The following is a 22,778-nucleotide window of genomic DNA, read 5'->3' as shown; positions in this document are numbered from 1 at the left end:
CAGGCAGGCTCAGCGGCCCCGCGCGAACCGGTCGCGCAGCTCCCGCTTGAGGATCTTGCCGCTCGCATTGCGCGGCAGCTCCTCCACGAAAAGGACCTTCTTCGGGGCCTTGAAATGAGCGAGCCGCTCACGGGCGTGGTCGATGAGTTCGGACTGTGTCGCTTCATCGCGCAGGACGACGACGGCGGTGACGGCCTCGATCCAGCGGTCGTCGGGAAGCCCGACCACCGCGACCTCGGCAACGGCGGGGTGGGTGTAGAGGGCGTCCTCGACCTGACGGGAGGCGACGAGGACACCGCCGGAATTGATGACGTCCTTCACCCGGTCGACGACCGTGAAGAAGCCCTCCGCGTCACGCACGGCGAGGTCGCCGGAGTGGAACCAGTCGTCGCGGAAGGCTTCCGCGGTCTCCTCGGGCTTGTCCCAGTAGCCCTCGCACAACTGGGGCGAGCGGTAGACCACTTCACCGGCCGTGCCGTCGGGGACCTCCTTGCCGTCCTCGTCCACGACCCGGGCCTCGACGAAGAGGACGGGCCTGCCGCAGGAGTCCATCCGGCCCTCGTGCTCGTCCGGTCCGAGGACGGTGGCGAGCGGGCCGATCTCGCTCTGTCCGAAGCAGTTGTAGAAGGCGAGCGCGGGCAGCCGGTCGCGGAGCCTTTCCAGTACGGGCACGGGCATGATCGACGCGCCGTAGTACGCCTTGCGCAGCCCGCCGAGTTCGCGGGTGGTGAAGCCGGGGTGCTGGGAGATGCCGATCCAGACGGTCGGCGGGGCGAAGACGCTGTCGGCCCGCCCCGTCTCGACGAGGTCGAAGATCTGGTTCACATCCGGTGCGTCGAGGATGACGTTCTCTGCACCGACCGCGAGGTAGGGCAGCAGGAACACATGCATCTGCGCGGAGTGGTAGAGCGGCAGTGAGTGGACCGGCCGGTCGGTGGCGCGCAGATCGAGCGCGGTGATCGCGCTGACGTACTCGTGGACGAGCGCGCCGTGGGTCATCATCGCGCCCTTGGGGAGTGCGGTGGTGCCCGAGGTGTAGAGCAGCTGGACGAGGTCTCCCGCGGCCGGTTCGCGCTCCGGGGCGAAGGGACGCGGGGTGGCGATGGCGTCGAGGAGGGAGTCCGGCGCGTCACGCAGCGCGCGTACGGAGAACGCGGCCGGAATCCGGTCGGCGAGGTCCGCGTCGGTGAGGACGAGCGCGCTGCCGGACTGGTCGAGGATGTACGTGAGGTCGTCACCGGCGAGGTTCTGGTTGACCGGCACATGGACCAGGCCCGCGCGGGCACAGGCGAGGTAGCCGATCAGATACGCGTCGGAGTTGTGCGCGTAGGAGGCGACCCGGTCGCCGGGGTACAGCCCGTGCTCGCCGGTGAGGACCGCCGCCGCGGTACTGACGGCCGTGTCGAGTTCCGCGTAGGTCCAGGACCTCTCCGCGTACCGCAGGGCGGTGCTCGCGGGGGTACGCCGGGCGCTGCGGGCCACGACGCCGTCGACTGTGCTGCTCCGTACACCTGTCATGGCGTGATCCTGTGGGGCCGGAACCCGGTGGTCAAGGGGTCGGGTACCGGTCGGGGCGAACTGCGGGCGGCCGGGATTGCCCTGGACGCACCGCTGGGGCAATACCGGACGGTCCTGCGCGACGGGGAGCGCTTCCCGCTCGGCGGTGGTACGGAGTCCCTCGGCATCCGGAACAAAATCGACCCGGTGTGGGACGCGGCCGCCGGTTCCTGTACGGACGTGTCGGCCGGATCCAGTTGCATCCAGGCGGTCGGCTGGACCGGGTCCAGATGCCCGGTGGCACGCACCTGGCTCACGTACTCCCAGTCCTCCAAACCGAATTCGCCGCACTACAGCGACCGGACCGAGCTGTACTCGGGTGAGCGGTGGGTGACGTCCCGATTCTGCGCGAAGGACACTCTGCGCTCGCCCGCGCTGCGGGTGGTACGGGTGCACGAACGACGGTGGTTCCGTGAGGCGCGATCGGTCCTTGCCCGCCCGTGGGGCGGTGAGGGGCCGATCGCGAGCGGCACCATATGGGCCGTGCCGAAGCCGGGTTGGAGCTGTCCGGAGGAGATGCGCTTCGCTCACGCGCCGCGGGCGCGGGCGCGAGTGGCGAGCAGGGTCGCCAGGATGCACGGCGCGAGCAGCAGCCCGAAGGCGGCGCAGTAGCCGACGGGTTCGGTCGAGCCGGCGCCCACACAGGCGTTGAACAAGGTGGAAGAAACGCCCAGAACCGTTATCTGGCCCAGGTTCTGACTGGTCTGCATCGCGCTGCTGGCACAGCCCTGCCGGCCGGACGGGGCGTGGGAGAGCGACAGCACGGTGAGCGAAGGAGCGAGCAGGCCCATGCCGACGGCCGCGACGACCATCGCGGATGCGGCAAGGGACGCGGGCATCACAGGAAGCGTCCCCACGGCGGCGACCACGACCGCTACCGCCAGCACCAGCGCACCGGCCACGACCAGGCGGTGCCGGGGGACGCGCTCCAGCAGACGGCTCTGCACCCAGGAGGAGGCGGCCCAGGCCACGGCAGCACCCGTGAAGGCCAGGCCCGTCACCACGGGGGCCACGTCCCGGTCGGTGACCAGCATCAGCGGTACGAGTGCCTCCAGTGTGAAGAACACCCCTGAACTCAGCCCGCGCAGCAGCACCGTGGCCGGCAGGCCGCGCACGGCACACCAAGTGCCCGGCGGCAGCAGCCGCGGCGTGAACACCACCAGCAGGGCGAGCCCTCCCACCGCGAAGAGCAGGTGGCGCAGGTCCCAGCCAGAGGAGCCGTACTGCCCCAGCGCCGCGCCCACGCTCACCGCTGTCGCGACCATCAGCGCAGGGCGCGACGGTCTGTCTCCCGACTGCGCGGGCGCGGCCGGCGAGGAACAGCCGCGCAGCACGGCCACCACGGCCAGCGCCGGCAGCACGGTCAGGGCGGCCAGACCGTAGAACACCGCGCGCCAGGACCACCATTCGGCGACCAGTCCGGCCAGCGGGGGGCCGACCAGCGACGGAATGATCCAGCAGGCACTCATCAACGCCAGAGCGCGCGACCGAAGCCGGTCGGGGTAGGCCTGGCCGATGGCGGCATTGATCGACACGGCGACCATCCCGCCCGCCAGTCCGTCCAGGAAGCGCCCGGCTGCCAGTTGCCAGATCGAGGTGCTGGCGGCCGAGACGAGCAGGGTGGCCACGGCCAGCACCATGCCCGCCGCCAGCGGACGTTGCGCCCCGGAACGGTCCGCCCAATGACCGCCCAGTACCCCGCCCAGCAGACTCGCCGCCACGAAGCATCCCGCCACCAGCGGGAAGAGCGGCACCCCGTCCAGGTCCCGGGCGGCCGTCGGCAGTGTGGGGACCACGGCCAGCGCGGCGAGCCCGGTCAGGAACATCACCGCGGCGAAACCGGACGTGGCGGCCGCGTACGTTCTGGAGAACAGTCCCTCAGCGGTTTCGGAGTGCGTCGGCGGACGATCGGCCGTCGTCGCAGGCGAGCCACTCGATGAGCGCTTGTGGGAATCGGTCACGAGCGCACAAGCTATGTGGAGCGCACGAGGACATGCCACTCGTTTTCGGGCTGCCGCGCGCCCCGGGCACGGACCGATGACGCATCGGGGTCCCCTGGCCCACACCTCGTCCCCGCTCCTGCGCCGAGGGTTACGTCGGTGACTGTCCGTCAGAACTCCACGCGGAGGTGAGTTCGCGCCTTGGTGACACCCGCGGGCTCGCTCCGCCGCGGTCTTCCCCGGACAGGGCTCAAATGACCACGGCTCCCCCGGAGTGATCTCGGCCCCGCCGGACTCCTATATCGTTCGACAGCCGGATCACTGTAGCTGCGGTCATGATCGCGTGGACGCCGTCCGTTCGGCAAGGGCAGCCCGCTGCCTCGGCCGACCGGGAGCGTTCGACGGGCAACGGGCTTCGGACGGTGGCTCACAGTGCCCGCTGGTGGCCCTCCCAGTACGGATCGCGCAGCCGCCTCTTGTACAGCTTGCCGTTGGGATCGCGGGGCATCTCCTCGATGAAGTCGATGCTCCTGGGGCGCTTGTACCCGGCCAGATGGTGTTCGCAGTGGCGCAGGATCTCGGCGGCCAGCGCTTCCCCCGCCCCGTGTGTCCCGGCCGGTTCGACGACCGCCTTGACCTCCTCGCCCCAGTCGGGATGCGGAATGCCGAACACGGCCACGTCGGCGACCGCGGGGTGGCTGAGGAGGGCACTCTCGATCTCGGCGGGGTAGATGTTGACACCACCGGAGATGATCATGTCGATCTTGCGGTCGCGGAGGAAGAGGTAGCCGTCCTCGTCGAGGATGCCGAGGTCGCCGACGGTGAAGAAGTCGCCGATGCGGTTCTTCCTCGTCTTGGTCTCGTCCTTGTGGTAGCTGAAGCCGCCGGTGTTCATCTTCATGTAGACGGTGCCGAGCTCACCGGCCGGCAGGCGGTTGCCGTCGTCGTCGAAGACGGCGAGTTCGCTGATCGGCCAGGCCCTGCCGACCGTGCCCGGTTTCTTCAGCCAGTCCTCGGCGGTGGCGAATGCGCCGCCGCCCTCGCTGGCCGCGTAGTACTCCTCGACGCACCGCCCCCACCAGTCGATCATGGCCCGTTTGACGTGGTCGGGGCAGGGTGCTGCGCCGTGGATGGCGTGGCGCATGGCCGTGACGTCGTATCCCCGCTTCACCTCGTCGGGGAGGGCGAGGAGGCGGTGGAACTGGGTCGGGACCATGTGCGTGTGGGTGCAGCGGTGAGTGTCGATGAGGCGCAGCATCTCTTCGGGCGTCCACTTGTCCATCACGACCAGCGGGTGCCCGATGTGCAGGGACGCTCCCGCGAATTGGAGGACGGCCGTGTGGTAGAGCGGCGAGCAGACGAGATGGACGTTGTCGTCGAAGGGTTTGACGCCGAAGATGCCGAGGAATCCGCCGAGGTGGCTCTCCTCGGGGAGCTTGCCGGGGAGCGGACGGCGGATGCCGCGCGGGCGGCCGGTGGTTCCCGAGGTGTAGTTCATGACCCAGCCGAGGGTGCGGGCCTCGGGGGGTGCGTCGGACTGTCCTTCGAGCAGTTCGGCGTACGGGCGGAAGCCGTCGACCGTGCCTACGGCATAGCGGTGGCCGGCCGGAAGCTCGGCCTCGTCCGCGGCCGCGGTCGCCGCCTGGGCGAACCGCTCGTGGGCGATGAGCACCTTGGCTCCGGAGTCGGCGACGATCCAGGCGATCTCGGGGCCGACGAAGTGGTGGTTGACGGGTACGAGATAGAAACCGGCCTGGGAGGCGGCGAGGTAGGCGGTGAAGAACTCGACGCCGTTGGGCAGGACGACCGCGAAGGCGTCGCCCCGTCGGAGCCCGGCCGCGCGCAGTCCGTGGACCAGGCGGTTGGCTGCGGCGTGGAGCCGGCCCGCCGTCCAGCTCTCGCCGTCGGGTGCGATCAGAACCGTACGGCCAGGATCGGCGGTGGCCTGGGCCCAGAAGCCGTTGGGCGGCGGGGTCATGAGGCGCTCCGTCCGGCGATGCGGTTGATCCGGTCCACTGCTCGTTCGAAGCCGCGGGTCAGATCGTCGAAGACGGCCTGAACGCTGCGTTCGCTGTTCATCCGGCCGACGATCTGGCCGACGGGGGTGCCGAGCAGCGCACCGGTCTCGTACTTCTGAATACGGGAGACGGCTTCGGCGACCAGCAGCCCCTGGAGCGGCATGGGCAGGGTGCCGGGACCCGACGGGTCGTCCCAGGCGTCGGTCCATTCGGTACGGAGCTGGCGTGCGGGTTTACCGGTGAGCGCGCGGGAGCGGACGGTGTCGCCGGAGCCCGCGGCAAGGAGCTTGCGGGTCAGCGCGCGGGAGTGGAGGTCCGCCTCTTGCGTGGTCAGCCAGAGGGAGCCGAGCCACACGCCCTGGGCGCCGAGGGCGAGTCCGGCGGCGATCTGCTCGCCGCTGCCGATGCCGCCGGCGGCGAGGACGGGAAGCTGCCCCACGGCGTCGACCACGTCCGGGACCAGGACCATGGAGGCGATCTCACCGGTGTGGCCGCCCGCCTCATACCCCTGGGCGACGACGACGTCGATGCCCGCGTCCGCGTGGTGGCGGGCGTGTCTGGCACTTCCGGCGAGCGCGGCGACGAGAACATCCTGATCGTGGGCGCGTCGGACGACGTCGGCAGGCGGCGACCCGAGGGCGTTGGCGAGGAGTTTGATGGGGTGGTCGAAGGCGACGTCGAGCTGGTTGCGGGCGACTTCCTCCATCCATCCGGTGATACGCCAGCCGGACGCCTCGCCCTCGGCGAGTTCCGGTACGCCGTGCTTGGCCAGGGTCTCCTGGACGAACTGGCGGTGTCCGGCCGGGATCATCGCCTCGATGTCGGCCTCGGTCACCCCCTCCACCTTCTTCGCGGGCATGACGACATCGAGACCGTACGGCTTGCCGTCGGTGTGCTCCTGCATCCAGTCCAGGTCGCGTGCGAGGTCGTCGGGGGCGGTGTAGCGGACCGCGCCGAGTACGCCGAATCCGCCGGCCCGGGTGATGGCCGCGGCCACCGCGGGGAACGGCGTGAAGCCGAAGATGGCGTGCTCGACTCCCAGTTTCTTGCTCAGCTCCGTCTCCATGGGGCGCAGGATGCCGCAGTCGGACATCCGAGGGAAGAGATTTCCTGATGAAGTGTCAGATTCTTTGTGACGCCGGGGGCCTCCGCGACAGCAGTGGTGACAGTAATCTCTGCGGCGGCAGGAAGTTTCATCGTCGGACGAAATTTCGAAAGTTACTTTCGCGCAGCAGGAAGGGGTTCCGGATGACCGAGGACGCGGCCGGCAGAGGGATCAGCCGACGCAGGCTGGGCGGTGGGATGCTGGCCCTGGGCGGAGCACTCGCCCTGGCGCCGATTCCATTCGCGGAACGGGCGTCGGCCATGGAGTCGGGGGCAAGGTCGTCGGGTATGCACACAGGGATCGGGACGAGCACGGCATCCGGGCAGGCCCGCACGCTGCGGCGCGGATCCGCCGCCCGCGCCGGGTTGTTGCAGGGACCTTTGGATCAATTGGTCGTCGATGCGGAGAAGTTCCTCTCCAACTCCCCCAAGCACCCTTGGTACGCAGGTGCGGTGCTGCTCGCCGGGCGGGGTGGCACGGTGGCACTGCACCACCCGATCGGCAAGGCCGTGCGCTACGCGGCGTACGACGAGAAGACCGACACGGGGGTGGAGTTCCCGCCCGACCAGCAGATCGCCATGGCCGAGGACACGGTCTTCGACCTGGCTTCGGTGTCGAAGCTGTTCACCTCGATCCTGGCCGTGCAGCAGATCGAGCGCGGAACGCTGGAGCTGGAGGCGAAGGTTGCCTCGTATCTGCCCGATTTCGCCGGCGGCGGCAAGCAGGACATCACGATCCGTCAGTTGCTCACGCATACGTCGGGCTTCCGCGCCTGGATTCCGCTGTACAAGGCACCTACGCGGGAGGGGAAGCTGGAGCTGCTCTGGAACGAGGTGCCTGCCAACCCGCCCGGCACGGTCTACCTCTACTCCGACCTCAATCTGATCTCGCTGCAACTGGTCCTGGAGAAGATCACCGGCCGCACGGAGGATGTCCTGCTCCGTGAGCAGATCACTGCTCCGCTCGGCATGCACCGCACTCGGTACAATCCGCCGGCCTCCTGGAGGCCGAAGATCGCCGCAACCGAGGATGCCCGGCTCCCTTGGTCCGGCCTCGACCGCGGGCTGGTCTGGGGCGAGGTGCACGACGAGAACGCGTACAGTCTGGACGGCGTGGCGGGCCACGCCGGAGTGTTCTCCTGTGCCTGGGACCTCGCGATCCTCGCCCGTACACTGCTCAACGGCGGGATCTACGGCCGCGCGAGGATTCTCTCCGCGGAATCGGTGGACCTGCTGTTCACGGACTTCAACACCGCGTTCCCCGGCGATGCGCACGGACTCGGATTCGAGCTCTACCAGCACTGGTACATGGGGGCCATGGCAACCCCTCGTACCGCGGGCCACACCGGTTTCACCGGCACCAGTCTTGTCCTGGACCCCACGACGGACTCGTTCCTGATCGTCCTCGGCAACTCGGTGCATCCGGTGCGCAGTTGGCGCTCCGGAAGCGCGCCGCGCGTCGCCACCGCCAACCAGATGGCGCGCGCCGTCGCGGTCCGTCCCGCCCGGGGGCGTACGGCGTGGTTCTCGGGACTGGTGAGCGGCACCGGCGCCACGCTCACGCTGCCCGCGCTGCGTCTCGCGTCGTCGCGGGCCCGGCTGAGCTCGGCCCTGTGGTGGGACACCGAGCCCGGGTCCGATTTCCTCTTCCTGGAGGCGTCGGCGGACGCAGGGTCGACCTGGCAGGCGGTGCCGTTCACCACCGTACCGATGGCCGGTCAACACCACACCGAGCCCGAACCGCATCCGACGGGCTCGGTCTCCGGCTGGTCCGGCCGGGTCTGGCACCGTCTCGACGCGGACCTCGCCGCATGGCGCGGTAAGGAGGTGCGGCTGCGGTGGCGGTACGCCACGGATCAGCGGTACGTCGGGCGCGGGGTGTACGTGAACGCCGTCCGGGTCGAGGACGGCAACCGGACGGTCTTCGACGAGAGCCGGTCCGGGGATGCCACGGGCATCGAGGCGCTGGGATGGACGGCCTCGGCGGACTGAGGCGGGCAGTCGAGCCATTGGCCGGCCGTGCCGGGGAAGGGCCGTCCCCCTTCCCCGGCACGGTCACAGCAGCTGGACGGCGAGTGCCGTGATGAGGACGCTGGAGACCAGAGCGGTGACGAGCTGCCCTCGGCTGCTCGTCACCGCCCGGCCGAGCAGCGCTCCCCCACCGGCGAGCAGCAGCTGCCAACTGGCCGACGCCACAAAGGCGGCCAGTACGAACACCACCCGTTCCAGGAGGTCGGCGTCGGCGGTGGTACGGCTGCCGAGCACGAGCGCCGCGAAGTAGATGACAGTGGCGGGGTTCATCATGGTCATCCCGAGCAGCATCAGGTAGGACCGTGCCGGACTGACAGGGTCCGTCCCGATCCGGGCCGCTGTCCGCCGCCCCCGGTACCGCACGATCGCCACCGTACCGCCGCGGACCGCCAGCGCGATCAGCACCAGTGCCGACGCCCATCGCAGGGGCGGCATGACCGGCGTGAGCACATGCGTGAGCGAGGAACCCCCCACCACCGCGGCGACCGCGTAGAGACCGTCGGCGGTTGCGACACCCAGGGCCGCGCAGACCCCCGTCCTCAGGGACGTCCGGGCTGTGAGGCCCACCAAGTAGGTCCCGACCGCCCCCACCGGTATGGCAATGCCGTACCCGGCCAGAAGTCCCGCGACCAGGACGGCGATCACGCGCGTTCGGCAGTCGGTCTCCGCAGTCGGCCGGGCTGCTGCCGGCCGCGCACCGAGCGGGCGGCGGAGATCGGCGACAGCGGGGCGGTGATCGATTCCATGGGCCGATGGTGGGGCCTGCGCGGCACCGTGGGCAAGGCATTTTCTCGGCGTCGGACCGTCCGGGCCGGCAGCGCGGCATCGACACCCCCGTCCACGGGGCGGGTTCCTTCGACGGAGAATGCTCCGATGACCACATCTCCGCAGAACTGGACGCGCGCCGAGCGACTTGATGCCGACCGGGTGGCAGAGGCTCTCCACGTCGAGGCAGGTGTCCGGCTGGTGGTGGAGGGACCCTGTCCGGGAGGGGAGGTCGGTGCCGCGTACGTGCGGTGGCCCGACGGCCATCGGTCCGTTCTGAAGTGGCGGCCGGATACGCAGCTCAAGGATCTGCGGGCGGGACCGTTGGCGGTGTGCGAAGTGCTGCGAGCGCAGAGGTATCCCTGCCCGTCGACGGAGTTGGCGGTCCAGGTGGATCACGCGGTCGCTCTGGTCCAGGAGTGCCTGCCGGGCACACCGGTGAAGTGTCTGGACCACCATGGTCTGGATCAGGCACTGGCCCTGAACGAGTCGCAGGCGGGGCTGTTGGCCGGACGTACGGATGTCCCGTCGATGAACCTGTATCTGCTCGACGACGGCCCCGGCTACTGTCTTCACGGGCCACTGCGTCGGCACAGCCGGCGCAGTGGTGCCCTGGAGCACCGGGTCACGTCGGTCGGGGCCGATCTCCCACACCAACTGCGCGGGCACGACGTCGTGCACCACGACTTTCACCACGGCAACCTGCTCGCCCTCGACGGTTCGGTCACCGGCGTCATCGACTGGGACGGCGCCGGCCGGGGCGACCGCCGTTTCGACCTGGTCACCCTGCGCTTCGGGCTGCATGCGAACGAGCAGGCCCCGGGCGTCACGAGCCGCCTCGACGAGATTCTGGACGGCCTGCCCGACGATGTCCTGCGTCCCTCCTGGGCGCATATGAGTCTGCGCATGGTCGACTGGGCCATCAGGCACTTCGCGCCGGGTGACGTCGAGCACTGGCTCGACCTGGCGGAGCAACGCGTGTGACGAGCGGAGGGCACGTGTGCTGCGGCGGGGCTGTACTGAGCGAAGCGTTGCAGGTGATGGCAGGGGGATGACCTTCCGCGGTCAGCGGGTTGGCACGAATGGGATCCGCCGCGACCGGCTGCGACCGCCCCCTCACCACCGCCCAGGCACCGAGCTGGCTCGCCGGCCGGGACGGTCCCAGGAGCCGCGGAGCGCGGACCGACCCGGATGCGGGCGGCCGTACACTCACCGCTTCGACTGCTTCCGAGAGCAGGACAGGATCCCGCCGGGCGACTACAGGAGGAACATGAAAGTCGCGATCGAGCAACCGACAACTCCCTTGGGGCCACTGCGAGTTGCCGCTTTCCGGCGGTTCGTCCTCGCCAATCTCATTTCGGCGACCGGGTCCGCGATGGCTCCCCTCGCCCTCGCCTATGCGGTGATCGGACAGGGCGGCGGAGCCGGGTCCCTCGGCATCGTGCTGGCCACGAACTCCGTACCGACGATTGTCTTCACCGTCGCGGGCGGCGTCCTCGCGGATCGTCTGTCGCGCAGCCGGATTCTGTTTCTGAGCAATCTCCTGTCCGCGGCCGCGCAGGGGATGCTCGCCGTGCTGGTGGCCACGCACCATGCGACGACCGCTTCGATCGCCGCGTGCGGCTTCGCGTCGGGGGTCGCCGTGGCCTTCACCGCGCCGGCCGCGATCGGTGTGGTGGGGCAACTCGTCGCGGCGCAGCACCTGCAGCAGGCCAATGCGCTGGTCCGGCTTCCGAACAATGCCGTCAAGGTGCTCGGCCCCGTCGTCGGAGGTCTGATCGTCGCGGTCGGCGGCCCGGCGTGGGCCCTGTCGTGGGATGCAATCACCTTCCTGGTCGCAGCGCTCCTGCTGCTCGGCCTGCGGCTGGGCGCGCCGGTCACGACGGGCAGCGCCCTGGCCGACCTGCGGGCGGGCTGGTCCGGCTTCCGCTCCCGCACCTGGCTGTGGACGTACACCGCCGCCGGAACGGTCGTGGTCGCCGCATGGCTGGCCGGCTTTCAGCTCCTCGGCCCGGTCATCGCCGCCGAGCACTACTCGGGGGCGCGCTTCTGGGGGCTCGTCCAGGGCGCGTTCGCGTTCGGACTGCTTGCGGGGACGGTGGTGTGCCTGCGCTGGAAGCCCCGCCGTCTGCTGGCCGTTGCCGTCGTCACCGGCTCCGGGCTCTGCCTGCCACCGGCGGCATTGGGATCGGGCCTGGACCTGCCCTGGGTACTGCTCAGTGCCGTGCTCGCGGGCGTGGGGCTCGATGTCGCCATCGTGGCGTGGAACACCGCGCTCCAACAGCACGTGCCCCGGGAGGAGCTGGGCCGCATGAGTTCGTTCAACGGTGTCGGGGAGCGCATCGCCATCCCGCTCGGCTACCTCGTCACCGCGCTCGCCGCACATGCCTGGGCCGATCGGACCGTGCTCCTGGTCTGTGCCGGTGCCATCGTGGCCACCACGGTCCTCAACCTCTGTGTACGGGACGTGTACCGCGTCAATCGCGTCTGAGCGTGCAGGCGTGTACTCGACAGCGCACCCGGTGAGCCACCGTCTCAAACAGGCTGGGAGTCGTCCGGCTGGATACCTGCCCTGCGGGACACGTCCTCGCTGTGCTCCAAGTGGCTGCGCCCTTCCTCGCCAAGCTGCCTGAGCACCCCGGCGAGCACCGTCTCGACGGTGGCCAGCGTCGGGACCATGCTGTCGTACGGCGAAGGCGCGGCGACATGACTGGGCAGGACGACGTCGGCGAGGCTGGTCACCGGCGAGAGCCAGGCGTCGGTGAACAGGACGACCTTGCTTCCGCACTGCGCGGCCATCTCGGCGATGACGATCTTGTCCGGTTCGTAGCGCCGGTAGTCGAAGACCACGAGGACGTCCCTTCGGCCGAGACCCGCCAGGACCGCGGTCCGCTCCACGTCGCGGTCCGGCAGGATGACCACGTCGTCGCGCAGTTGCATGAGGTGCAGCCCCAGGTACTGCGCCAGCAGATGCGTGAACCGGCCGCCGGCCAGGATGATGCGGCGCTTGGGATGGCAGAGCAGGGAGATCGCCGCCTGCACGTCGTGGGGCGGGAGCTCCCGCAGCGTACGGACGACCTCGGAGCTGAAGACGTCCTGGCTGCCCTCGGGGTGCGCGTTGTCCCGCCCCTCCTCGTCCGGTGCCCCGGGTGACGTGGTGCCGTATCCCCTTGTGCTGTAGAGCTGCAGAGGTGAGGCGCTGCGTTCCTCCAGCTCCTCCCGCAGCGCCGCCTGGAAGTCGGGGAACCCCTTGTAACCGAGCCGGTTGACGAAACGGATCACCGTGGGCGCGCTCACCGCGGCACGTTCGGCGAGCGTGGCCACCGTCTCGAAACCGGCCGATGGGTAACCGGCGAGAAGCACCCGGGCCACCTTGCGTTCGGCGGGGCTGAGGTCACCGAACCGTTGCCGGATCTCTTCGGCGAGTGAGGACATGGGCCGGGCCACCTTTCCAAAGGGGTTCAGATTACGCGGATCGGCGTGCTCCGGGTATCCGGGTCGGCTGTCGCCGTGGAGCCGAGAGCTGTGATCAGTGCCGCAAGCAGGGCGACCCTGGGCGGGACCGTCGTCACGTCCAGCCACTCCTGCGGGCTGTGGTCACCGCCACCGACCGGGCCGAGGCCGTCGAGCGTCGGCACCCCGGCTCCGGCAATGGTGTTGGCGTCGCCGACGCCGCCGGTGGCAGCGGCTCCCAGGTCGAGGCCGAGCTCTGCCCCGGCTTCCCGCGCGTGGGCGAACACAGCGCGGGCCGCCGGGGTGTCCTCCATGGCCGGACATGCTTCTGTCTGCCGCACGGTGGCCGTGGTGCCCGGTACGGTCAGGTGGGCGGCGGCGGCCTCGATGGCCTGCCGGGCGCGCTGGATACCCGATCCGGTCGAGGAGCGTACCTCCACATGCAACTCGGCCTCGGGACAGACGATGTTGATACGACTGCCGGCCCGGATCACCCCCACATTGACCGTGACGTCGCCCCACCGTCCGTTCATCTGCTGGCAGACGATGAGCAGCTGTGCGGCGGCGAGCGCGGCGTTCGCTCCGCGTTCCGGTTCGATGCCGGCGTGGGCGGCCCGTCCCGTGACGGTGATCAGGAAGTCCGCCACCCCCTTGCGGGCGATGACGAGGTCGCCGTTCTCCCGGGCGCACTCCAGGCCCAGCCCGTAGTCGACGGCCGCGGCGAGCTCCGCGGTCACCCGGCGGCTGGCCGGGGAGCCGATCTCCTCGTCGGGGGTGGCGAGGAAGACGATCTCCGCGAAGTCCGTCATCCCGCGGCGCAGCAGGAGTTCCACGGCGGTGAGGCCGGCCAGCAGGCCGCCCTTGTCGTCGCTGACTCCGGGGCCGTGGGCGAGCGGGCCGTTACGGGTGAAGGGACGCTGCGCCGCCGTCCCGTCGTCGAAGACGGTGTCCAGGTGTCCGGCGAGAAGGATGCGCCGTCCGCCCTGTTCGGCGAGGAGCCGGCCGCGCAGCCGACCCACCACCACGTCACCGAAGTGCGTGTCCCGGCCCGGGGCCGTGACGGGCGACCGGTCCACCTCGAACCCCAGGCCGGTCAGGCGTCGCACGGTCCATGCCGCGATGCGATTGACTCCTTCCGGGCTGTACGAGCCGGAGTCGATGGACACCAGATGTTCCAGGTCCGCCAGGTAGCGGGGCTGGAGGGCGAGGGCGTCGGGGAGCAGCAGGGCTGCCGTGCCCCGCTGTCGTATCTCGGGCATCACAGGACCTTCGACAGGAAGGTACGGGTGCGTTCCTGCTGGGGATCGCCGAGTACCTGCCGGGGGTCACCGGCCTCGACCACGACACCGCCGTCCATGAAGACGGCCGTGTCCGCGACCTCCCGGGCGAATCCGATCTCGTGTGTGACGACGACCATCGTCATCCCTTCCGCGGCCAACTGCCGCATCACGTCGAGCACTTCCCCGACCAGTTCCGGGTCCAGAGCCGACGTCGGTTCGTCGAAGAGCATCAGTTTGGGCTTCATCGCGAGCGCTCTTGCGATCGCGACGCGTTGCTGTTGGCCGCCGGACAGCTGGGCCGGATAGCGCTCGGCACGGTCGGCGAGGCCTACCCGGTCCAGCAGCCGCAGGGCGTCGGCACGTGCCTCGGCCCTGGTGACGCCCGCGACCTTCACGGGCGCCTCCATGACGTTCTCCAGCGCCGTCATGTGCGGAAAGAGATTGAATCGCTGGAACACCATCCCGATGTCGCGGCGGGCGCGGGCGATCTCGCGTTCCTTCAGCTCGTACAGCCGGTTGCCCTGCTGCCGGTGGCCGACCGGGGCACCGTCGACGGAAAGGCTGCCTCCGTCGATCTTCTCCAGATGGTTGATGCAGCGCAGGAACGTGGACTTCCCCGAGCCGGAGGGGCCCAGCAGGCAGCAGACGCGGCCGCGTTCGACGCTCAGGTCGATACCCCGGAGCACGGAGACCTTCCCGAAGTGTTTACGCACGCCCTCGGCGTGCACCATCGGCGTTTCCACTCTCATCTCTCATCCCTTCGAGTCGGTCGATGCGGCGGGGCCGGTGCGGGAGATCCGGAGTGCGGCGCCCGTGACGAGGCGTTGCAGCGGCCCGGTGGCAGGGGTGGCGGGTGCCGTGCCACGGCCGTAGCGGCGCTCCAGCCAGGACTGCGGCAGGCCCAGTGCCGTGACGAGGATCAGGTACCAGATGCTGGCGACCACGAGCATGGGGATGACCTGGTAGTTCTGGGCGTACACGTCCTGGATGTTGGACATCAGGTCGTGGGCGGAGATCACCGAGACCAGAGCGGTCATCTTGAGCATGTTGATCGTCTCGTTCCCCAGCGGAGGGATGATGACCCGCATGGCCTGGGGCAGCACGATGCGCCGGGTGGTCAGGGCCGGTCGCATGCCGAGCGAGTGTGCGGCCTCCGCCTGTCCCGCGTCGACGGACTGGATACCCGCGCGAACGATCTCGCTCGCGTACGCCGCCTCGTTCAGTCCCAGTGCCAGGAGTGCGGCGACCGCGGGGGTGAGCACCGTGTTGGTGTCCATGTCCAGGAAGGTGATGTGGGTGAACGGGATGCCGATCAGGATGTGTTTGTAGAGGGCGCCCGCGTACCCCCAGAAGATGATCTGGACCAGGAGCGGGGTGCCGCGGAAGATCCAGACGAACGCGTTGGCCAGGGTGCGGAGCACTGGGTTGGACGACAGGCGCATCACGGCTACGAGAACGCCCAGCCCGAGGCCGACGGCCATGGCTGCGGCGGTGAGCCACAGGGTGGTGGCCAGGCCGTTGAACACGAGGTCGGCGAAGACGTAGTGCCCGACGATGTCCCAGTGCAGGTTCTTGTTCCCGGCGAGGGAGCCGATCAGGCCGACGAGGGAGGTGAGGGCAGCCGCGGCGGCCAGCCATCGGCCCCAGTGCCGGATCGGTACGACGGTGCGGCTCTCCCCGGCATGCGGTGCGGTGGCCCGGGCGCCGCATACGGCCCCGGCGGGTGTGAGGGCTGCCATGTCAGGACACCGCCGCGTTCTTGGTGGCCTGCTTCACCGCGATGGAGGCGGCGCCGTACTTGTCGCAGATCTTGCCGAGCGTGCCGTCGTCGATGAGCGCCTGTACAACCTTCTGGATCGCGTCGGTCAGCCCGGGAAGCTGTTTGCTGACACCGATGCCGTTGGGGGTTGCCTCGTAGCCGCCGCTCGCGGCGGGGTCCTCGACGACCTCGAAGGCTCGGCCGCCGTCGGCGGTCTTCGCCGTCCAGCCTGCGCCGGGCTTCGTCAGCAGGTCGGCGACCACCTTCCTTGATCGCAGGGCGAGTTGGGCGTCGGAATCCTTCGGGAACGTCTGAATGGAGATGGCGTCCCTGCCCGCTTCGGCGCACTTGACCTGATGAGCCTGCAGCACTTCCAGCTGATGGGTGGCCGCCTCGGTACCGACCTTCTTGCCGCAGAGATCACCGAGCCGTGTGATCCGGTCCGGGTTCCCCTTGACCACGAGGATTCCCGAGCCCGATACGGAGTAGTCCACGAAGTCCAGGACCCGCTGGCGTTCCTTGGTGTCGGTCATGGCCGAGATGACCGCGTCGAACTTGCCGGCCTGGATGGCGGGCACGATGCCGTCGAACTTCTGGGCGGTGAAGGCGAATCGAACCCCCAGCTTGGCGCCGAGCGCCTGGCCGAGGTCGTAGTCGAGCCCGGTGAGCTCGGGCTGCCCCTCGGTCTTGAACATGATGAACGGCGCATACGGTACGTCGGTGGCCACCCGGACCGTACCGCTGGACCTGACGGCCGCGGGCAGGGAGGCGTGGAGTTTCGCGTCGCGGGTGACATGCACACCTGCGACGGTGACATCGCCTGCGGGAGCGGCAGCGCCACCGACGGCGCCATCTTTTCCACATGCGGACAGCGCCGTGGACGATGCGATCAACAGTGCAGTGGCCGCTACTGCGCGGCGGACTGGGCGGGTGTGCAACACGGACCCCTCTCGCGGAACTGCCGTGCGGTTGGTTCACCGCCGACCGGATGCCCGCACGTTACACGTCAGGTGCATTTTCGCCATACTGTAACGCCCGTAACATATCGATAACGGTCGAACCCTGTGGCGACGCAAGCAACCAGCTGCAGATACTCCCATCGCCGACTCATGCCTCACGTCGCAGCTGTCGCCCCAACCTTGTTTCAGAACATCGACCTGCGCGGAGATATGTAACGCACCGAATCCACGCCTGGACCACCTCGCACTCCGCCGGGACGGGTGACATCAGAGGGCCCATTCGTGCCTGGACCCCACATCAACCCGACGACTACAACACCGACGGTCAGAACGCGAAGAGCAACGCGGTCTACAACGTGGCGAGCTGCGCCGCGCCCCGCCGCTGCCGTCCTGGACACGAGGGCGCGGCGATCCCTGATCGCCGCGCTCTTGCGTGTCGCATCGACGGCCGGGTCAGTAGGAATGGTCGGCGGTGACGTCGGCGGAGAGGTGGAGGGTCTGTTCCGCTGTGGTTGCGCGAAGGGTGAGAAGGGTCTGGGTGAGGGCGTCGACGGTGACGAGATGGGCAATCCGGCTGGCCGTGGTTTCCAGCCCGAAGACGAGGTCCTGCCCCCCGGCGACGAGAGTGTGCGTACTGGTCTCGCTCAGGGGCGACTGGGCATAGCTGGTCAGGCCGATGACCTCGGCCCCTGCGTGGCGGGCGCGACGGGCAGTGTCGACGGTACTGCGGGTGGCTCCGGTGTGACTGATGGCCAGGCACACTGCACCCGGGGGCAGTTGGGCGGCGGCGAGTTGAGCGGTGAGGAAGTCGGCCGGGGCGTCGACGATGCACCCGAGGGCACGCAGGCGGTACGCGGCGTCGGCGGCCACGGCGGCGGAGAGGCCGGCCGCCGCGACCACGATGCGGGGCGCGGCGTTCAGCGCGGTGGCCGCGGCGAGCAGCCGGTCGGCGGTCAGCGTGGCACTCGCCCGACGCGGCCGACCCCTGTTCGCGCAGCTCAAGCCGGTCTGCGGGATCGGTCTGGCAGGCGGCGCCATCTCCTTGCTCGCCTATGGCCTCGTCATCTGGGCGCAAGCCCACGGCGACCTCGCAACCGTCGCCGCCCTGCGTGAGACCAGCATCCTCATCGCGGCGCTGATCGCCACGCTCCTCTTCCACGAGCGCTTCGGCCGTCTGCGCCTCATCGCCGGCGCTGTCGTGCTCGCCGGCATCACCGTGCTCGAACTCGCCAGCCCCTGAACGCGACGCCTCGTGCGACGCACTTCCCAGGACACCGCGCGCACCGCCACCAAGTAGCAACTGCCGATACGGAATACGGCCCCGTCGCGCCTCGCCGGTGCCGTGGCACCCCGGCGCGGGGAGCGCAGACGTCGGTCGGGGCCTGAGCGTCGGCGCCCTATGCCGTCCGGCCCGCCACCCGCTGCCCGGCTCCGCTCGGCCCGGGGACCGTGGCGGCCACGTCGGCCGGGGCCGTCGACTCCCGTACGACCAGTCTCGGCCGGATGAGCAGCGACCGTCCCGCCGCAGGCGCGGAGTCGATCCGCGCCCGCAGTTGCTGGAACGTCTCCGCGGCCATCTCCGGCAGCGGCTGGCGGACCGTCGTGAGCGGGGGCTCGAAGAGGTCTGCGAGGAGTATGTCGTCGAAGCCGACCACGGAGACGTCCTGCCCCGCGCTGCGTCCGGCATCCTTGGCGCCCCGGCAGATCCCGATCGCGCACATGTCGTTGATGGCGACGAACGCGGTGGGCGGGCGCGGTCCGCCGAGGAGTTCCCTGGCGGCGTTCCGCCCCAGTTCGGCGGCGTCCTTGTCACCGAACTCGGCGGTGTCGGCGCCGGGCCAGACGATCGCGTCGGCCGGGTCGAGACCGGCGGACTCCAGGGCGGCCCGGAAACCGCGCAGCCGCTCACGGCGGTTGACGCTGTTGACCGAGCCGGAGACGAATGCCAGTCGGCGGTGGCCGAGTTCGATCAGATGACGGGTGGCGAGCTCGGCACCCATCGCGTTGTCGACGCTGATGGAGGCCAGCGACGGCGGATCGCCCGCCTGTGCGGTGCGGTCGAAGGCGACCATCTTCAGTCCGCGGCTGAGCAGCGGTGTCACATGGTCGAGTGAGGGAAGCGAGGAGCAGAGCACCACTCCGCTGACCCCGTCCGCGAGCAGCTCCTCGCCGTACTTGAGCTCGCGGGCGGGATCGCGCTCGCTGTTGCAGAGCAGTACGTGATAGCCCTCGGCGAGCGCGATGGCCTCCAGCTCACGGGCGAGCGCCCCCCAGAACGGGTTGGCGACGGACGGCACGATGAGACCGATGACCTTGATGCGGCCCGTTCGCAGCATCCGGGCCGCGCGGTTGGGCCGGTAGCTGAGCTGCTCGATCACCTGCTCCACGCGGGCCAGCGTGGCCGCCTGCATACGGTCCGTACGCCCGTTGAGGACGTTGGAGACCGTGCTCGCGGAGACCCCCGCGGCCTCCGCGACCTGATGGATCGTTACCCCGCTCATGCCACCTCCGGTTCGGAACGCATCTGACCTTACCAGTGTATCGATTTACTGGATCCTGTTCACCGGTACACCCGTTAACATCCCTGAAAATTCATGCGCATCAGCTGTTGACGTTCCTCTCGGCGCGTTCCTAGCATCAGTGCATCGATTTACCAGCGCATCTCAGCCATGGCTGGGTTGCCATCGCTGGATCGATCCACAATCTAAATCTCCACCTCAAAAGGGGTGTCCCATGGAACTCAAAAGACGGTCGCTGCTTGCTGCCATCGGTGCCGGCACCGCTGCCGCCGCCCTCAGTGCGTGCGGCACCGGCACTTCGACGGCCGGCTCCGCCGACGGCCCCGCCGAAGGCGAGATCACGCTGCTCACCCCGATCTACGAAGGTGCCGACGGCAAGACGCTGTTGGAGAAGGAGATCCTGGGCGGGTTCCGGAAGAAGTACCCGGACGTCAAGGTGAACGTGGACTACACCACGTACGATCAGCTCAACGAGAAGATCACCACGGGGCTCGCGGGCGGTCTGCTGCCCGACGTGCTGATGATGGGCGTGGGCTGGATCCCGCCGTTCGCCGCGAAGAAGGCGATCGCGGAGCTGCCCGAGAAGTTCGCCACCGCGCACGACTACGAGAAGCGGGTCCTCGAACCGTCCCGGTACGACGGCAAGTTGTACGCACTGCCCGTCGTCCTCGACACCCGCATCGTCGTTTACCGCAAGGACCACTTCGCCGAGGCCGGGATCAAGAAGACCCCGGCGAACTGGGCCGAACTGCGCGCCGTGGCCAAGCAGCTGACCAAGGACGGCCGGATCGGGTTCGACCCGTTCTCCATCAATCTGCGCCAGTGCTGGGAGACCTTTCTCTTCGCCAACGGTGGCCAGCTGTTCAGTGAAGACGGCAAGAAGGTGCTGTTCACCGACGCCCGCGGGGTCGAGGCGCTGCAGTTCTTCAAGGACCTGATCAAGGACGGCTCCGCCGTCTACGCCAAGAAGACGGACACCGGCGCCCCGACCAACGTACAGACCGGTAAGGCGTCGATGATGATGACCACCAGTGCGCTGTGGAGGCAGGTCGGCGAACAGACGCCGGACCTGATCAAGGACGACAAGCTCGGGGCGTTCATCCTCGCCAACCGCAAGCCCGCGATGCTCCAGGGCGGCACGCTGGTCACCCAGTCCGCCAGTTCCAAGCACCCGGCAGCGGCCCGTGCCCTCGTCGAGTACCTCGCGACACCCGAGTCGATCCTCGGTGCGGCCAAGCAGCGCGGTTCGGTGCCCGGTCTGAAGGATCTCAGCGACTCCAGCTATGTGAAGGAGAACAAGTTCGTCGATCTCTCCCTGCAGAGCATGGGCCACGCGTGCTCGGAGGGCGGCACCGCTGCCTGGATGGAGATCCGCGAAAAGATCAAGCCCACGCTGGAGCCCGCGATCGTGGGCAACCAGTCGGCGAAGGACGCCATCGCGGAACTCGGCCGGCTCGCCGAGGCCGCAATCGGCCGGATGTAAGGACCCGTCACTGTGGGAGCGACATCCGTATCGAAGGCGCGTCCCGCGCCGCCCTCCGCCCCGGCCGGGCGCACGGTCTCCAAGAGGCGCACCGGCCGGGCCCCGACGGGACCGGGGCGCCGCAGGCAGCGCGCCGGCATGCTGATGGTGGCGCCCGCGCTGCTGCATGCCTCGCTCTGGATCGGCCTGCCGGTCGTCGCATCGGTGGTTCTGGCCTTCACGAAGTACGACGTGCTGACGGCGCCGCAGTTCGTGGGCCTGGACAACTTCCGGGACATGCTGGGCGACGCGGTGTTCCGCAAGTCCATCGTCAACACCGTCGTCTACACCCTCTTCACCGTGCCGTTCGGCATGATGCTCGGGCTGCTCGTGGCCCTGGCGCTGCACACCGGGCTGAAGGCGCGGGGCATCTTCCGTACCGCGGTCTTCATTCCCCAGGTGACGGCGACCGTCGCGATCGCCCTGGTCTGGTTGTGGATCTACAACCCGGGCAACGGGCTGCTGAACACGCTTCTGTCGTTCCTCGGGATCCAAGGCCCGGCCTGGCTGTCGTCGACATCGTGGGCGATGCCTTCGGTGATCCTGGTCGGCATCTGGCAGGGCATCGGCATGAAGATGCTCATCTACTTGGCCGCGCTGCAGTCCCTGCCGAAGGAGCTGTACGAGGCGGCTTCGGTGGACGGCGCGTCCAAGGTGCGGCAGTTCTTCTCGATCACTCTGCCGCTGCTGAAGCCCGCGACGTTCTTCGTGCTCATCACATCGATGATCAGCGCGTTCCAGTCGTTCGACCAGATCTACATCCTGACCGACGGCGGCCCGGCCAACAGCACCACGATGATGACGTTCGAGATCTACAAGTCCGCCTTCCGGGAGTTCCGCATCGGCTACGCCTCCGCGCAGTCACTGGTGCTGTTCGTACTGCTGATGGGCTTCACCCTGGTCAACCGGCGGATCATGGGAGGCACCCGTGGCCACAACTGAGCTGCAAAGGCACGGGGTTGTGGGGAATGACCGGCCCCGGACGAAGGGCAAGCCGCTCTCCGTCGGCCGGATCGCGCTCTATCTGACGCTCACCGTCGTCTCACTGCTGATGGTGGCACCGTTCGTGTGGATGGTGCTCACCTCGCTCAAGACTCCGGTGGAGATCGCCTCGCAGGATGCCGGACTGCTCCCGGAGCACTGGGAGTTCGGCAACTACGTCGACGCGCTGAAGGCGGCGCCGTTCGCGACGTACGCACGCAACAGCTTCATCATCGCGTTCAGCCACACCGTCATCAATGTGCTGGTGGCGTCGATGGCCGGATACGCGCTGGCGCGGATCAGGTTCCGGGGCAGCGAGGTCATCTTCTACGCCTTCATCGCCGCACTGATGATCCCGACATACACCAAGGTGCTGCCCGAGTTCCTGATCGTCCGCTTCATGCCGCTGGCCGGCGGGAACGACATCTTCGGCCAGGGCGGCAGCGGCTGGCTGGACTCCTGGTGGGCGCTCATCATTCCCGGCGCCGTCACCCCGTTCGCCGTCTTCCTCTTCCGCCAGTTCTATCTGGACCTTCCGGTCGAGCTGGAGGAGGCCGCCAGGCTCGACGGTCTGGGCGAGTTCCGGATCTACGCCCGGATCATGACGCCGCAGGTCAAGCCCGCGCTCACCACGGTGGCGCTGCTGACCTTCGAGTCGTCGTGGAACAACTTCCTGTGGCCACTGCTGGTGACCCGCACGGACAGCCTGCGGGTGATCCAGGTCGGGCTCTCCGTCTTCAAGACGGAGAACGGCCCCCAGTGGCACTTCCTGATGGCCGGCACCACGCTGGCCACCCTGCCCATGGTCGTTCTCTTCCTCATCGGCCAGCGCTATTTCGTGCAGGGATTCGCAACTGCCGGTCTCAAGTGACCGGTTCCGGCCCCGAGCG

The 22,778-nt window shown here is 69.0% G+C and carries 19 protein-coding genes and 1 pseudogene; 8 read left to right on the top strand and 12 right to left on the bottom strand.

Annotation, left to right across the window (positions count from 1 at the left end; translation table 11 throughout):
* Nucleotides 1–9: 9 nt before the first annotated feature.
* The gene (locus IEZ15_RS18435; RefSeq protein ID WP_189278128.1) at nucleotides 10–1,518 is read right to left on the bottom strand and encodes an acyl-CoA synthetase; all 1,509 of its coding nucleotides are present in this window, start codon (nucleotides 1,516–1,518) and stop codon (nucleotides 10–12) included.
* A gap of 57 nt (nucleotides 1,519–1,575) precedes the next feature.
* Between IEZ15_RS18435 and IEZ15_RS44775 the strand changes: the two are divergent.
* Nucleotides 1,576–1,962: pseudogene (locus tag IEZ15_RS44775) on the top strand (penicillin acylase family protein); the annotation flags it as partial.
* Between the two features lie 122 nt (nucleotides 1,963–2,084).
* Here IEZ15_RS44775 and IEZ15_RS18425 read toward each other — a convergent pair.
* From IEZ15_RS18425 to IEZ15_RS18415, 3 genes are all read right to left on the bottom strand, one after another.
* On the bottom strand, nucleotides 2,085–3,518 hold the full coding sequence (locus IEZ15_RS18425) for an MFS transporter (RefSeq protein WP_373302581.1): 1,434 nt from the start codon (nucleotides 3,516–3,518) through the stop codon (nucleotides 2,085–2,087).
* 406 nt (nucleotides 3,519–3,924) lie between these two features.
* A complete protein-coding gene (locus IEZ15_RS18420) occupies nucleotides 3,925–5,475 on the bottom strand; it encodes an acyl-CoA synthetase (RefSeq protein WP_189278124.1) in 1,551 nt (516 codons plus the stop codon).
* Complete coding sequence (locus IEZ15_RS18415) at nucleotides 5,472–6,581, bottom strand: NAD(P)H-dependent flavin oxidoreductase (RefSeq protein ID WP_114248790.1); 1,110 nt, start codon at nucleotides 6,579–6,581, stop codon at nucleotides 5,472–5,474. The genes IEZ15_RS18420 and IEZ15_RS18415 overlap by 4 nt, the downstream gene beginning before the upstream one ends.
* 182 nt (nucleotides 6,582–6,763) lie before the next feature.
* Between IEZ15_RS18415 and IEZ15_RS18410 the strand changes: the two genes are divergently transcribed.
* Complete coding sequence (locus tag IEZ15_RS18410) at nucleotides 6,764–8,611, top strand: serine hydrolase domain-containing protein (protein WP_189278122.1); 1,848 nt, start codon at nucleotides 6,764–6,766, stop codon at nucleotides 8,609–8,611.
* 63 nt (nucleotides 8,612–8,674) lie between these two features.
* On the opposite strand, the gene IEZ15_RS18405 is transcribed toward IEZ15_RS18410, so the two are convergent.
* Entirely contained in the window at nucleotides 8,675–9,295 is a 621-nt protein-coding gene (locus IEZ15_RS18405; protein WP_114242785.1) for a LysE family transporter, read from the bottom strand.
* A 228-nt stretch (nucleotides 9,296–9,523) separates the two neighbouring features.
* On the opposite strand from IEZ15_RS18405, the gene IEZ15_RS18400 reads away from it, so the two are divergent.
* The gene (locus IEZ15_RS18400) at nucleotides 9,524–10,399 is read left to right on the top strand and encodes a phosphotransferase (protein WP_189278121.1); all 876 of its coding nucleotides are present in this window, start codon (nucleotides 9,524–9,526) and stop codon (nucleotides 10,397–10,399) included.
* A 286-nt stretch (nucleotides 10,400–10,685) separates the two neighbouring features.
* On the top strand, nucleotides 10,686–11,906 hold the full coding sequence (locus IEZ15_RS18395; RefSeq protein ID WP_189278119.1) for an MFS transporter: 1,221 nt from the start codon (nucleotides 10,686–10,688) through the stop codon (nucleotides 11,904–11,906).
* A gap of 44 nt (nucleotides 11,907–11,950) precedes the next feature.
* Here the strand turns inward: IEZ15_RS18395 and IEZ15_RS18390 are convergent, their stop codons facing one another.
* The 6 genes from IEZ15_RS18390 to IEZ15_RS18365 form a co-directional block, all read right to left on the bottom strand.
* Complete coding sequence (locus IEZ15_RS18390) at nucleotides 11,951–12,850, bottom strand: MurR/RpiR family transcriptional regulator (protein WP_189278117.1); 900 nt, start codon at nucleotides 12,848–12,850, stop codon at nucleotides 11,951–11,953.
* A 26-nt stretch (nucleotides 12,851–12,876) separates the two neighbouring features.
* Nucleotides 12,877–14,127 (bottom strand): M20/M25/M40 family metallo-hydrolase, encoded by a 1,251-nt coding sequence (locus IEZ15_RS18385; protein WP_189278115.1) that lies wholly within the window; start codon nucleotides 14,125–14,127, stop codon nucleotides 12,877–12,879.
* A complete protein-coding gene (locus IEZ15_RS18380; RefSeq protein ID WP_308427418.1) occupies nucleotides 14,127–14,897 on the bottom strand; it encodes an amino acid ABC transporter ATP-binding protein in 771 nt (256 codons plus the stop codon). The genes IEZ15_RS18385 and IEZ15_RS18380 overlap by 1 nt, the downstream gene beginning before the upstream one ends.
* A 3-nt stretch (nucleotides 14,898–14,900) precedes the next feature.
* A complete protein-coding gene (locus tag IEZ15_RS18375; protein WP_189278113.1) occupies nucleotides 14,901–15,887 on the bottom strand; it encodes an amino acid ABC transporter permease in 987 nt (328 codons plus the stop codon).
* Between the two features lies 1 nt (nucleotide 15,888).
* The gene (locus IEZ15_RS18370) at nucleotides 15,889–16,707 is read right to left on the bottom strand and encodes an ABC transporter substrate-binding protein (protein ID WP_229845952.1); all 819 of its coding nucleotides are present in this window, start codon (nucleotides 16,705–16,707) and stop codon (nucleotides 15,889–15,891) included.
* Between the two features lie 612 nt (nucleotides 16,708–17,319).
* A complete protein-coding gene (locus IEZ15_RS18365; protein ID WP_189278109.1) occupies nucleotides 17,320–17,904 on the bottom strand; it encodes an SIS domain-containing protein in 585 nt (194 codons plus the stop codon).
* Here IEZ15_RS18365 and IEZ15_RS44770 point away from each other — a divergent pair.
* On the top strand, nucleotides 17,792–18,106 hold the full coding sequence (locus IEZ15_RS44770; protein WP_229845951.1) for an EamA family transporter: 315 nt from the start codon (nucleotides 17,792–17,794) through the stop codon (nucleotides 18,104–18,106). The genes IEZ15_RS18365 and IEZ15_RS44770 overlap by 113 nt on opposite strands.
* A 157-nt stretch (nucleotides 18,107–18,263) precedes the next feature.
* Here IEZ15_RS44770 and IEZ15_RS18355 read toward each other — a convergent pair whose 3' ends face one another.
* Entirely contained in the window at nucleotides 18,264–19,367 is a 1,104-nt protein-coding gene (locus tag IEZ15_RS18355; RefSeq protein ID WP_189278108.1) for a LacI family DNA-binding transcriptional regulator, read from the bottom strand.
* 232 nt (nucleotides 19,368–19,599) lie between these two features.
* Between IEZ15_RS18355 and IEZ15_RS18350 the strand changes: the two genes are divergently transcribed.
* From IEZ15_RS18350 to IEZ15_RS18340, 3 genes are read left to right on the top strand one after another with little or no spacing between them, the layout of a single operon-like run.
* The gene (locus IEZ15_RS18350; RefSeq protein ID WP_189278106.1) at nucleotides 19,600–20,868 is read left to right on the top strand and encodes an ABC transporter substrate-binding protein; all 1,269 of its coding nucleotides are present in this window, start codon (nucleotides 19,600–19,602) and stop codon (nucleotides 20,866–20,868) included.
* A gap of 12 nt (nucleotides 20,869–20,880) precedes the next feature.
* The gene (locus tag IEZ15_RS18345; protein ID WP_189278103.1) at nucleotides 20,881–21,849 is read left to right on the top strand and encodes a carbohydrate ABC transporter permease; all 969 of its coding nucleotides are present in this window, start codon (nucleotides 20,881–20,883) and stop codon (nucleotides 21,847–21,849) included.
* Entirely contained in the window at nucleotides 21,836–22,759 is a 924-nt protein-coding gene (locus tag IEZ15_RS18340; RefSeq protein WP_229845950.1) for a carbohydrate ABC transporter permease, read from the top strand. The genes IEZ15_RS18345 and IEZ15_RS18340 overlap by 14 nt, the downstream gene beginning before the upstream one ends.
* The last annotated feature ends 19 nt before the right edge of the window (nucleotides 22,760–22,778 follow it).

It is taken from the genome of Streptomyces atratus, from assembly GCF_014648655.1.
Lineage (GTDB): Bacteria > Actinomycetota > Actinomycetes > Streptomycetales > Streptomycetaceae > Streptomyces > Streptomyces atratus.
The sequence above is the reverse complement of the archived record's forward strand: the minus strand, read 5'-3'. Positions and strand labels throughout refer to the sequence as shown.

What these genes read in the sequence shown, in the direction of transcription:
- IEZ15_RS18435 (WP_189278128.1), bottom strand. Translation starts at nt 1,518, where the DNA reads ATGACAGGTGTACGGAGCAGCACAGTCGACGGCGTCGTGGCCCGCAGC.
- IEZ15_RS18420 (WP_189278124.1), bottom strand. Translation starts at nt 5,475, where the DNA reads ATGACCCCGCCGCCCAACGGCTTCTGGGCCCAGGCCACCGCCGATCCT.
- IEZ15_RS18415 (WP_114248790.1), bottom strand. Translation starts at nt 6,581, where the DNA reads ATGGAGACGGAGCTGAGCAAGAAACTGGGAGTCGAGCACGCCATCTTC.
- IEZ15_RS18410 (WP_189278122.1), top strand. Translation starts at nt 6,764, where the DNA reads ATGACCGAGGACGCGGCCGGCAGAGGGATCAGCCGACGCAGGCTGGGC.
- IEZ15_RS18400 (WP_189278121.1), top strand. Translation starts at nt 9,524, where the DNA reads ATGACCACATCTCCGCAGAACTGGACGCGCGCCGAGCGACTTGATGCC.
- IEZ15_RS18395 (WP_189278119.1), top strand. Translation starts at nt 10,686, where the DNA reads ATGAAAGTCGCGATCGAGCAACCGACAACTCCCTTGGGGCCACTGCGA.
- IEZ15_RS18390 (WP_189278117.1), bottom strand. Translation starts at nt 12,850, where the DNA reads ATGTCCTCACTCGCCGAAGAGATCCGGCAACGGTTCGGTGACCTCAGC.
- IEZ15_RS18385 (WP_189278115.1), bottom strand. Translation starts at nt 14,127, where the DNA reads ATGCCCGAGATACGACAGCGGGGCACGGCAGCCCTGCTGCTCCCCGAC.
- IEZ15_RS18380 (WP_308427418.1), bottom strand. Translation starts at nt 14,897, where the DNA reads ATGAGAGTGGAAACGCCGATGGTGCACGCCGAGGGCGTGCGTAAACAC.
- IEZ15_RS18375 (WP_189278113.1), bottom strand. Translation starts at nt 15,887, where the DNA reads ATGGCAGCCCTCACACCCGCCGGGGCCGTATGCGGCGCCCGGGCCACC.
- IEZ15_RS18365 (WP_189278109.1), bottom strand. Translation starts at nt 17,904, where the DNA reads ATGGCGCCGCCTGCCAGACCGATCCCGCAGACCGGCTTGAGCTGCGCG.
- IEZ15_RS18355 (WP_189278108.1), bottom strand. Translation starts at nt 19,367, where the DNA reads ATGAGCGGGGTAACGATCCATCAGGTCGCGGAGGCCGCGGGGGTCTCC.
- IEZ15_RS18350 (WP_189278106.1), top strand. Translation starts at nt 19,600, where the DNA reads ATGGAACTCAAAAGACGGTCGCTGCTTGCTGCCATCGGTGCCGGCACC.